6 protein-coding genes are annotated in these 12,406 nt (G+C 45.4%); all 6 read right to left on the minus strand.

Features of this window, described 5'->3' with window-relative positions:
* Positions 1-55 precede the first annotated feature (55 nt).
* On the minus strand, positions 56-2,191 hold the full coding sequence (fusA, locus tag CWE13_RS06605) for an elongation factor G (protein WP_126807033.1): 2,136 nt from the start codon (positions 2,189-2,191) through the stop codon (positions 56-58).
* A gap of 37 nt (positions 2,192-2,228) precedes the next feature.
* Positions 2,229-2,699 carry a 30S ribosomal protein S7 gene (gene rpsG / locus CWE13_RS06610; protein WP_126807035.1) on the minus strand — a complete coding sequence of 157 codons (471 nt, stop codon included), beginning with the start codon at positions 2,697-2,699 and terminating at the stop codon, positions 2,229-2,231.
* A gap of 79 nt (positions 2,700-2,778) precedes the next feature.
* Entirely contained in the window at positions 2,779-3,153 is a 375-nt protein-coding gene (rpsL, locus tag CWE13_RS06615) for a 30S ribosomal protein S12 (RefSeq protein ID WP_007420308.1), read from the minus strand.
* Positions 3,154-3,453: 300 nt separating this feature from the next.
* A complete protein-coding gene (gene rpoC, locus CWE13_RS06620; protein ID WP_126807037.1) occupies positions 3,454-7,677 on the minus strand; it encodes a DNA-directed RNA polymerase subunit beta' in 4,224 nt (1,407 codons plus the stop codon).
* A 90-nt stretch (positions 7,678-7,767) separates the two neighbouring features.
* Complete coding sequence (rpoB, locus tag CWE13_RS06625) at positions 7,768-11,796, minus strand: DNA-directed RNA polymerase subunit beta (RefSeq protein WP_126807038.1); 4,029 nt, start codon at positions 11,794-11,796, stop codon at positions 7,768-7,770.
* A gap of 212 nt (positions 11,797-12,008) precedes the next feature.
* Positions 12,009-12,383: a 50S ribosomal protein L7/L12 gene (gene rplL, locus CWE13_RS06630; protein WP_126807040.1), complete on the minus strand. Its 375-nt coding sequence runs from the start codon at positions 12,381-12,383 to the stop codon at positions 12,009-12,011.
* Positions 12,384-12,406: the final 23 nt, after the last annotated feature.

A 12,406-nucleotide genomic window follows, 5' to 3' on the forward strand; every position in this document is an offset into this window, starting at 1 on the left:
TCCTTAATAAAAGTTAGAAGCCCGGCCCTTTAGAGCCGGGACAAGAACTCAACTATTAATCTTTAGTGTTGCGTGCAGCGATTACTGCTTCTGCAACGTTGTTTGGAGCTTCTTGATACTTCAAGAATTCCATCGCATATGATGCACGACCCTGAGTTTGTGAACGCAGGTCAGTAGCGTAGCCGAACATTTCAGCTAGAGGCACTAACGCACGAACCTGCTTCAAAGCACCTGGAGCATCGTCCATACCTTCGATCATACCGCGACGACGGTTCAAATCACCAACTACGTCACCCATGAAGTCTTCTGGTGTTACAACTTCAACCTGCATAATTGGTTCTAGCAGGGCAGGCTTCGCTTGCAGGGCACCTTTCTTGAAGCCCATGCTACCAGCAATTTTAAACGCCATTTCGTTAGAGTCAACGTCATGGAATGAACCATCGTATAAAGTAACTTTCACGCCAAGTACTGGGAAGCCAGCGAGAACACCGTTCTGCATCTGCTCTTGACAGCCCTTGTCTACTGCTGGGATGTATTCCTTAGGAACAACACCACCTACGATTTCGTTTACGAATTCGTAAGTTGCAGCTTCATCACCTTCTTCAGTATCACCTTGGTCAAGACTAAGTGGTTCCATACGCAACCAAACATGACCGTACTGACCGCGACCACCTGATTGACGTACGAATTTACCTTCGACTTCAACTTTCTGGCGGATAGTTTCACGGTAAGCAACCTGAGGTTTACCAACGTTACACTCAACTTTAAACTCACGCTTCATCCGGTCAACGATGATATCCAAGTGTAGTTCACCCATACCTGAAATGATCGTTTGGCCTGATTCTTCATCAGTTTTAACACGGAAAGATGGATCTTCTGCTGCTAGTTTACCTAGCGCAATACCCATCTTCTCTTGGTCGGCCTTAGTTTTTGGCTCAACCGCTACAGAGATTACTGGCTCAGGGAATTCCATCCGTTCTAGAATAACGATCCGATCGTGTGAACATAGTGTATCACCCGTGGTTACGTCTTTCAGACCGATCGCAGCTGCGATATCACCGGCACGAACTTCTTTCAATTCCTGACGATCGTTTGCGTGCATTTGCACGATACGACCAAAACGTTCTTTCTTCATTTTCACTGAGTTGTAAACAGAATCGCCTGTATTAACAACACCTGAATAAACGCGGAAGAACGTTAATGTTCCTACGAACGGGTCAGTTGCGATTTTGAACGCTAGTGCAGCAAACGGTTCAGCATCGTCTGATTTACACATAACTTCAGTTTCGTCTTCCAAGATACCGTTGATATCTTTTACTTCTGTTGGAGAAGGAAGATATTCAATTACCGCATCAAGAACTGCCTGAACGCCTTTGTTTTTAAACGCAGAACCACAGAATACTGGAACAATTTCGTTTGCAAGAGTACGGGTACGGATACCGAATTTAACTTCTTCTTCGGTTAACTCGCCTTCTTCCAAGTACTTGTTCATCAGTTCATCATTTGCTTCAGCAGCAGCTTCAACTAATTCGTTGTGCAACTCTTCTGCTTCGTCAACTAAATCTTCTGGGATCTCACCGTAAGTGAAGCTAAGACCTTGGTCTTCTTCATTCCAGTGAATTGCTTTCATTTTTACTAAGTCCACAACGCCTTTGAAATCTTCTTCAGCGCCGATTGGAATTTGTAATGGAACAGCTACCGCTGCTAAACGAGTTTTCACCTGTTTTACAACGTTAATGAAATCAGCACCCATACGGTCCATTTTGTTAACAAATATCATGCGTGGAACTTCATATTTGTTAGCTTGGCGCCATACAGTTTCTGTTTGTGGTTGCACACCAGAAGAGGCACACAATACAACAACAGCACCATCAAGTACTCGTAAAGAACGTTCTACTTCAACGGTGAAGTCAACGTGACCTGGAGTATCAATGATGTTAATGCGGTGTTCAGGGAACTGCTTATCCATACCAGCCCAGAAGCTTGTTACAGCTGCTGAAGTGATAGTGATACCACGTTCCTGTTCCTGTTCCATCCAGTCAGTAGTAGCCGCGCCGTCATGCACTTCACCCAGCTTGTGTGACAAACCAGTATAAAAAAGTACACGTTCGGTGGTAGTTGTTTTACCAGCGTCTACGTGAGCAACGATACCGATATTACGATAGCGTTCGATCGATGTTTTTCTTGCCACAATTGCTTCCTCTTAAATTAGAGTTGAGAGCGTGTAATTACCAGCGGTAGTGAGCGAATGCTTTGTTCGCTTCAGCCATACGGTGTACGTCTTCACGCTTCTTCACAGCAGAACCTTTGTTCTGAGAAGCATCTAGCATTTCACCAGCTAGACGTTGAGCCATAGATTTTTCACCACGACCACGTGACGCATCAACCATCCAGCGCATTGCTAGGGTGTTACGACGAACAGGGCGAACTTCAACTGGTACCTGGTATGTAGAACCACCAACGCGACGAGATTTAACCTCTACCGCAGGGCGAATATTATCAAGTGCATCTTCAAACACTGACATATGATCTTTACCAGCTTTTTCCGCAACGATGCTTAACGCACCATATACGATTTTTTCAGCGACTGATTTTTTACCATCAACCATGACAACATTGATGAATTTTGCCAACAACTCTGATCCGAACTTAGGGTCCGGTAGGATTTTACGTTGACCGACGACGCGTCTTCTAGGCATAGGAATTCTCCGATATCTTCAGGGGTTACCCAAAACTTTCAAATTTATTTAGTTTGGCCTTACTTGCAACGGAGAACCGTTAAGATTTAGGCCGCTTCACGCCGTATTTAGAACGGCCTTGCTTACGGTTATTTACGCCAGCGCAATCGAGTGCACCGCGTACAGTGTGATAACGCACACCTGGCAAATCTTTTACACGACCGCCACGAATCAAGATAACACTGTGCTCTTGCAAGTTATGGCCTTCACCACCGATGTATGAAGTAACTTCATAACCGTTGGTTAAACGCACACGACATACTTTACGCAATGCTGAGTTAGGTTTTTTAGGGGTAGTAGTATATACGCGAGTACATACACCACGCTTCTGTGGACAAGCTTGCAGAGCCGGTACGCTACTCTTTTCAACCGGCTTCTTGCGACCTTTGCGCACTAATTGGTTTACTGTTGCCATGGTTTCTCCAAATTATACATTTTACAACAAGGCGAAACGCCCGCGTGGCCTTTGCCACCCAAGCGCACTGCCTATTTTTATGGTATCAGTCGCTAATTCTGCACCATAAAAAAGGTTGAATCCCCGGAAATGGGGAGGCGGAATTTTATAGGTTATAAATTACCCTGTCAACCAGAACCGGCCAAAGCCCCTAGCGATCTGGCTTTGATCTTCGAAACCTGAATAAGGTACGTATATCCAGAAAACAAAAAACCCAGGAAATATCCTGGGTTTTTAATCGGTAATTTAGGCTTAAACTACTTATTCAGTGGTATCGCCTGAATCATCGTTACCTTCATTTAATGCTTCACTTAACGCAGCTTCAGCATCAGCAGCAGTAACTGTTGGAACTGCTAACATCTCGCGGCGTTTACGCTGCCGTTCTTGATGGTAAGCAAAACCAGTACCTGCCGGGATCAAACGACCCACGATAACGTTTTCTTTCAGGCCGCGCAGAGGATCTTCTTTGCCCTGCACTGCAGCTTCCGTAAGTACCCGCGTTGTTTCTTGGAACGAAGCCGCTGAAATAAACGATTCCGTAGACAGTGACGCTTTGGTAATACCGAGTAACTGGCGGTCGAAAGTAGCAGGCATTTTGCCAGCTTCTTCAAGCGCACGGTTTACTTCGATAACTTTCGAGAACTCAGCTTGTTCACCTTCAAGTAACTCAGATTCACCTGGGTTCATAATAATTACTTTACGCAGCATCTGACGAACAATTACTTCGATGTGCTTATCGTTAATTTTTACACCCTGGAGACGGTAAACTTCTTGAACTTCGTTTACGATGTAGTTAGCTACTGCTGACACACCACGTAAGCGCAAGATATCCTGTGGCGCTTCAGGACCATCGGCGATAACTTCACCGCGGGTTACCTGCTCACCTTCGAACACGTTCAACTGACGCCATTTCGGAATCATTTCTTCATAATGATCGCCACCATCAGCTGGGGTAATCATTAAGCGGCGCTTGCCTTTGGTTTCTTTACCGAAAGATACCGTACCGGTAACTTCTGCAAGAATCGCTGGCTCTTTTGGTTTCCGCGCTTCGAATAAATCGGCAACACGTGGCAGACCACCCGTGATGTCTCGAGTTTTCGAACCTTCTTGCGGAATCCGCGCTACCGTATCACCGATACCTACTGTTGAACCATCGTTCAAGCTTACGATTGCGTTACCTGGCAAGAAGTACTGCGCTGGCATATCGGTACCAACGATGTTTACGTCGTTACCTTTCGCATCAACTAGCTTCACCATTGGGCGCATGTCTTTACCAGCGCTTGTACGCTGACCAGTTTCAAGAATAACCGTACTCGTTAAACCGGTAAGTTCATCAGTTTGAGTGGTGATCGTTACACCATCAATCATATCAACGAACTTAATGTTACCCGCCACTTCCGTGATAATTGGATGCGTATGCGGATCCCAGTTTGCTACCGTTTCACCAGCGGTTACTTCGTCGCCATCGCGTTTCTTCAAGATTGCGCCGTAAGGTACTTTATAACGCTCGCGCTCAGCACCGTATTGGTCGATCAAGGTTAACTCGGTAGAGCGTGACGTGATAACTAAGTGCTTATCACTATTTTCTACGCTCTTCGCGTTATGCAACTTCACTCGGCCAGGGTTCTTCACTTGAATCGCGTTAGCCGCAGAATCTCGTGATGCCGCACCACCGATGTGGAACGTACGCATGGTTAACTGTGTACCTGGTTCACCGATTGATTGTGCAGCGATAACACCCACTGATTCACCATCGTTCACCAAGTGACCACGAGCCAAATCGCGGCCATAACAGTTAGAACATACACCGTGAATTGAATCACAAGTAATTACTGAACGAACTTTAACTTCATCAACTGAATGTTCTTCCAACAAATCACACATTTTCTCATCGAGAAGTGTATTTCGTGGAACCAATACAGTTTCAGTGCCTGGTTGCATTACATCATCACAAACCACACGGCCAAGTACACGCTCACGCAATGGTTCTACTACATCACCACCTTCGATCAACGGCTTCACGATTAAACCTTCGTGGGTACCGCAATCGGTTTCAGTGATTACTAGATCTTGTGCAACGTCTACTAAACGGCGTGTTAAGTAACCAGAGTTCGCAGTTTTAAGTGCGGTATCCGCCAAACCTTTACGCGCACCGTGAGTTGAGATGAAGTACTGAAGTACGTTCAAACCTTCACGGAAGTTAGCTACGATTGGCGTTTCGATGATTGAGCCATCTGGCTTCGCCATCAGACCACGCATACCGGCTAACTGACGAATCTGTGCGGGGGAACCCCGAGCGCCAGAATCGGCCATCATGTAAACAGAGTTGAACGATTGTTGCTCTTCCTGCTCACCTTTGGCGTTCGTAACCATTTCTTTCGATAAGTTGTCCATCATCGCTTTCGATACTTTCTCGTTAGCGGTAGACCAAATATCAATTACTTTGTTGTATTTCTCACCAGCTGTTACCAAGCCTTGCTCGAACTGGTCTTGGATTTCCGCAACTTGCTTATCAGCATCTTCAATGATTTCTGCTTTCGCTGTTGGGATTTCCATATCGTTGATACCTACAGATGAACCTGAAACCATTGCAAAATGGAAACCGGTGTACATCAATTGGTCGGCAAAGATAACCGTTGGCTTCAAACCACAATCACGATAAGTGCGGTTTAGTAAGCGTGAGATTTGCTTTTTGCCCATATTCTGGTTGATGGCTTCGTATGGAATGCCTTCAGGTAGAATCAATGAGAAAATTGCACGGCCGATAGTAGTATCAACAATCTTAACTTCTTCAGTGCGTTCACCTTCTTCAGTGAACAGAACTTCGTTGATGCGAACTTTCACCCGAGCGTGCAATTCAGCAGCACCAGTGCGGTATGCTTTTTCTGCTTCTTTCGGGCTCTTCAACACCATGCCTTCACCACGCCCGTTTACTTTCTCACGGGTCATGTAGTAAACGCCCAATACAACGTCCTGTGAAGGTACGATGATTGGCTCACCACTTGCAGGTGATAGCACGTTGTTTGTTGACATCATAAGTGCACGTGCTTCCATTTGCGCTTCTAGCGTTAATGGAACGTGTACTGCCATTTGGTCACCATCGAAGTCGGCGTTGTATGCCGCACAAACGAGTGGGTGTAACTGAATCGCTTTACCTTCGATCAGTACCGGTTCAAATGCTTGAATACCCAAACGGTGAAGTGTTGGTGCACGGTTAAGTAGTACAGGATGTTGACGAATTACTTCATCAAGGATATCCCAAACTTCTGGTAACTCGCGTTCAACCATTTTCTTCGCAGCTTTTATCGTTGTCGCAAAACCGCGCGCTTCCAATTTACCGTAGATAAATGGTTTGAATAATTCCAACGCCATTTTTTTCGGTAAACCACACTGGTGCAAGCGTAGTTTTGGACCAACAGTAATTACTGAACGGCCTGAGTAATCAACACGCTTACCTAACAAGTTCTGACGGAAACGACCTTGCTTACCTTTGATCATATCAGCCAAAGATTTCAATGGACGCTTGTTAGAGCCTGTTATAGCACGGCCACGACGACCGTTATCTAACAGCGCATCTACCGCTTCTTGTAACATCCGTTTCTCGTTACGCACGATAATATCTGGCGCTGCCAAATCTAAAAGGCGCTTCAAACGGTTGTTGCGGTTAATTACACGACGATATAAATCGTTCAAATCAGAAGTTGCGAAACGGCCACCATCTAGTGGTACCAACGGACGCAAATCTGGTGGTAGTACTGGAAGCACTTTCAAGATCATCCACTCAGGCTTGTTGCCTGATTGATGGAAAGATTCAAGTAGCTTCAAGCGCTTGCTAATTTTCTTGCGCTTAGTTTCAGAATTCGTTTCTGGCAATTCTTCCCGAAGCATTTTGATTTGAGCTTCTAAATCAATGCTTTGCAATAGGTGTAAAATTGCTTCCGCACCCATTTTTGCTACGAATTCATCACCATGCTCTTCTAGTGAATCGAGGTATTCCTCTTCACCTAGAAGTGAACCTTCTTCTAACGATGTCATACCTGCATCGATGACAACATAAGATTCGAAATACAAAATGCGCTCGATATCACGCAATGTCATATCCAGCATCAAACCGATCCGGGACGGCAATGATTTCAAGAACCAAATGTGGGCAACCGGGCTTGCTAATTCAATATGGCCCATACGCTCACGACGTACTTTCGTGAGGGTAACTTCTACGCCACATTTTTCACAAATAACGCCACGGTGCTTAAGGCGCTTGTATTTGCCACACAAACATTCGTAATCTTTTACTGGCCCGAAAATACGCGCACAGAAAAGACCATCACGCTCGGGTTTGAACGTACGATAGTTAATGGTTTCTGGTTTCTTTACTTCACCAAATGACCAGCTCCGGATTTGATCCGGTGACGCTAGTGCAATACGGATGCGATCAAATTCTTCGCTATCTTTTTGTGGCTTCAGAAACTTTAGTAAATCTTTCACGTTTCATCTCCTGTCGGAGTTAAGCTGGCCGAGGGCCGAAACCCTCGGCGGCGCTGACTCAATGCCTTTCGCTAAGCGAACAATGGCTGCTTATTCGTCTTCTAACTCGATGTTAATACCTAACGAGCGAATCTCTTTCAGCAACACGTTGAACGATTCAGGCATACCCGGATCCATTTCATGATTGCCATCGACGATGTTTTTATACATCTTCGTCCGGCCGTTCACGTCATCAGATTTAACCGTTAGCATTTCCTGCAGCGTATATGCGGCACCGTATGCTTCAAGAGCCCACACTTCCATCTCACCGAAGCGCTGACCACCGAATTGCGCCTTACCACCCAGCGGCTGCTGAGTAACGAGGCTATACGAGCCAGTTGAACGCGCATGCATCTTATCATCCACTAAGTGGTTAAGTTTCAGCATGTACATGTAACCAACGGTTACCGGACGCTCAAATGTGTCACCGGTGCGGCCATCGAATAATGTAACCTGACCTGATTCTGGTAAATCAGCCAGCTTAAGCATCGCTTTGATTTCCGTTTCAATAGCACCATCAAATACTGGTGATGCCATTGGTAAACCTTTCTTCAGGTTTTCCGCTAACCGCATTACTTCATCATCACTGAACGTGCTTAAATCAACATCTTGCCGACCTTTACCAATATCGTAAGCTTTCTGGATAAACTCACGTAGCTCAGCGGCTTTCTGTTGCGCTACCATCATTTTCTCGATCTTACGACCGATACCACGAGCAGCAGCACCTAAATGGGTTTCTAAAATCTGACCCACGTTCATCCGTGATGGAACACCTAACGGGTTCAAAACGATATCAACTGCTTCACCGTTTTCATCGTAAGGCATATCTTCAACAGGAACGATGGTAGAAATTACACCTTTGTTACCGTGACGACCGGCCATTTTATCGCCTGGCTGAATACGACGCTTAACAGCTAAATAAACTTTTACGATTTTCAATACGCCTGGTTGCAAATCATCACCTTGGGTGATTTTGCGGCGTTTTTCATCGTAACGCTTATCATAATCTTCGCGCAGCTCTTCATACTGCTGAGCTATTTGCTCGAGATCTTGCTGTGCTGATTCGTTGTTCAAGCTTTGCGTTAACCAACGGCTGCGGTCCATTGAAGCAAGTTTCGATTCATCAAAACCATTTGCTAACAACAAACTACGAACACGGGCATACAAGCCTTCTTCAAGAATCTTGAACTCATCGGTAAGATCTTTCTTCACCTGAGCCAATTGCATCGCTTCGATATCAAGCGCACGCTTATCTTTTTCCACGCCATCGCGAGTAAATACCTGAACATCAATTACAGTACCGTTCACGCCATTTGGCACGCGCAGTGAACTATCTTTAACGTCCGAAGCTTTCTCACCGAAAATTGCACGGAGGAGTTTCTCTTCTGGTGTTAGCTGAGTTTCACCTTTAGGGGTTACTTTACCAACTAGGATATCGCCGCCATTAACTTCAGCACCAATATATACAACACCTGATTCATCAAGTTTACCAAGGGCTGATTCACCAACGTTCGGGATATCAGAAGTAATTTCTTCTGCGCCAAGTTTGGTATCACGAGCAACACAGTTCAATTCTTGGATATGAATCGTAGTTAAGCGATCTTCTTGCACTACACGCTCAGAAACTAGGATTGAATCCTCGAAGTTGTAACCATTCCAAGGCATAAATGCTACGCGCATGTTCTGGCCCAGTGCGAGTTCACCAAGATCCGTTGAAGGACCATCGGCAAGCACATCACCACGCATAACCGGTTCGCCATCTTTTACACACGGCTTTTGGTTGATACAGGTGTTCTGGTTTGAACGTGTGTATTTAGTAAGGTTATAGATATCGATCCCCGCTTCACCGGCAATCAACTCTTCTTCATTAACCTTAACTACGATACGGCTAGCATCTACATAATCAATTACACCACCACGCTTCGCTACCACTGTTACACCTGAATCAACCGCTACAGTGCGTTCGATACCGGTACCAACGAGTGGCTTATCTGCGCGCAATGTTGGCACAGCTTGACGTTGCATGTTTGAGCCCATCAAAGCACGGTTAGCATCATCGTGTTCTAGGAATGGGATCATGCTCGCTGCGATCGATACGATCTGCTGCGGCGCAACGTCCATGAATTGCACTTGTTCTTTCGAAGTCAGTGTAAATTCATTATTGAATCGGCTTGGTACGAGCTCTTCTTGAATTTCACCTTTTTCATTCAAAGTGATATTCGCCTGAGCGATTACATACTTACCTTCTTCAATGGCTGATAAATATTCAACATCATCAGTAACAACGCCGTTGGCTACTTTACGATATGGCGTTTCTAAGAAGCCATATTCGTTCGTGCGTGAGAACGTTGCTAATGAGTTGATCAAGCCTATGTTCGGGCCTTCAGGGGTTTCGATTGGACACAAACGACCATAATGCGTTGGGTGTACATCTCGAACTTCGAAGCCGGCACGTTCACGGGTAAGACCGCCTGGACCTAGAGCAGAAATACGGCGTTTATGCGTAACTTCTGACAATGGGTTATTTTGGTCCATGAACTGTGATAATTGGCTTGATCCAAAGAACTCTTTTACAGCAGCAGAGATTGGTTTAGCGTTGATCAAATCTTGCGGCATAATCGCATCAAGATCACCTAAGCTTAAACGCTCTTTTACAGCACGCTCAACACGTACCAAACCAACACGGAATTGGTTCTCTGCCATTTCACCAACTGAACGTATCCGGCGGTTACCCAAGTGGTCGATATCATCAACAACATCTAGGCCGTTACGGATTTCAATTAGTTTACGCATTACCGCAACGATATCTTCGCGCGTTAATGTGCCTTGGCCAGTCAGTTCTTCGCGGCCTAAGCGGCGATTGAACTTCATACGGCCTACAGTAGAAAGGTCATAGCGATCTTCCGAGAAGAATAAGTTCTCGAACAGGCCTTCCGCTGCTTCTTTTGTAGGTGGCTCGCCTGGACGCATCATACGGTAAATTTCTACCAATGCTTCTAAGCGATTCGTGCTCGAATCCACACGTAAGGTTTCGCTGATGTATGGTCCATGGTCTAAATCATTAACGAAAAGCGTTTCAAATTTCTTGAAGCCTGCTTCACGTAATTTAGCCAATAATTCAAGCGTAAGGATTTCATTTGCTTTCGCAATTACTTCACCGGTTTTCTTAACTACATAATCTTTAGCAAGTACTTTACCTACCAAATAGTCAACCGGTACTTCCATCTCTTTAATTTCGAGATCAGTAATTTGTTTGATATGGCGCGCGGTTACACGGCGAGCCTTTTCAACGATAACAGAGCCGTCTGGCGCCTTGATATCGAACAACGCAGTTTCACCGCGAAGACGATCCGGTACCACAGCCATGAAAATTTTATCGCGGCGAACTTCAAAGAAGCTGTTCTCAAAGAACATTTCAAGAATTTGTTCGTCGGTATAATCAAGCGCACGAAGAATAATCGTGGCTGGCAATTTACGACGGCGATCGATACGGACAAATACGTTGTCTTTCGGATCGAACTCGAAATCTAACCAAGAGCCACGGTAAGGAATCACGCGTGCGTTGTATAAAACTTTACCAGATGAATGCGTTTTACCACGATCGTGATCGTAGAATACGCCTGGTGAACGGTGTAGCTGAGAAACGATTACCCGCTCAGTACCATTAATTACAAAAGTACCGTTCTCGGTCATGAGCGGAATTTCGCCCATGTACACTTCTTGCTCTTTGATTTGTTTAATCGTACCTGCAGGCGCGTCGCGGTCATACATGACCAGACGTAAAGTAACCCGCAAAGGAGCAGAGTAGGTAACGCCACGAATTTGACATTCTTTTACGTCAAATACCGGGTTACCCAGACGGTAACTGACATACTGCAATTCAGCATTGCCGGAATAACTGGCGATTGGGAACACAGAGCGGAATGCCGCTTCTAGTCCATATCCACCTTCAGGATCGGCATCAATAAATTTCTTAAATGAATCGAGCTGAATCGAGAGCAGGTAAGGCACTTCAAGCACCTGTGGGCGCTTTCCAAAGTCCTTACGAATACGTTTTTTTTCAGAGTAGGAGTACGCCATGGGGTTCCTCAGCTAGCTGATTTCTGACCCTAGCCACCAAAGGAGTTTGGTAGCTGCCAACGAATTTCGTCACAATCCGTTCGCCTGTATTATCACTGTCGATATACCCACAAATACAGGAAAAATGGGTGTATCCTTTTTAGCGCAAAAAGCCTGGTGACAATTAAGTCACCAGGCCAAAGCCTTAAAGGCCTCGCTGAAGATCAAGTGTATTACTTGATCTCAACTTCTGCACCAGCTTCTTCAAGCTGTTTCTTCAGTTCTTCAGCGTCCGCTTTCGCGATGCCTTCTTTAACAGCTACTGGAGCTGATTCAACCAAAGCTTTTGCTTCTTTCAAGCCTAAACCTGTAGCTGAACGAACTGCTTTGATTGCGCCAACTTTGTTAGCACCAGCAGATTTCAACATTACAGTAAACTCAGTTTGTTCTTCTGCAGCTTCACCAGCGGCAGCAGGACCAGCAGCTACTGCAACAGCAGCAGATGCGTCAACACCGAATTTTTCTTCAGCAGCTTCGATCAATTCAACCAATTCCATAACTGGCATTTCAGCGATCGCGTTTAAGATATCTTCTTTAGTCAGAGCCATTTCTCTAAACTCCCGGGTTAAGG

Source organism: Aliidiomarina shirensis (assembly GCF_003987345.1).
Lineage (GTDB): Bacteria > Pseudomonadota > Gammaproteobacteria > Enterobacterales > Alteromonadaceae > Aliidiomarina > Aliidiomarina shirensis.

What these genes read in the sequence shown, in the direction of transcription:
- rpoB (WP_126807038.1), bottom strand. Translation starts at nt 11,796, where the DNA reads ATGGCGTACTCCTACTCTGAAAAAAAACGTATTCGTAAGGACTTTGGA.
- rpsG (WP_126807035.1), bottom strand. Translation starts at nt 2,699, where the DNA reads ATGCCTAGAAGACGCGTCGTCGGTCAACGTAAAATCCTACCGGACCCT.
- rpsL (WP_007420308.1), bottom strand. Translation starts at nt 3,153, where the DNA reads ATGGCAACAGTAAACCAATTAGTGCGCAAAGGTCGCAAGAAGCCGGTT.
- rplL (WP_126807040.1), bottom strand. Translation starts at nt 12,383, where the DNA reads ATGGCTCTGACTAAAGAAGATATCTTAAACGCGATCGCTGAAATGCCA.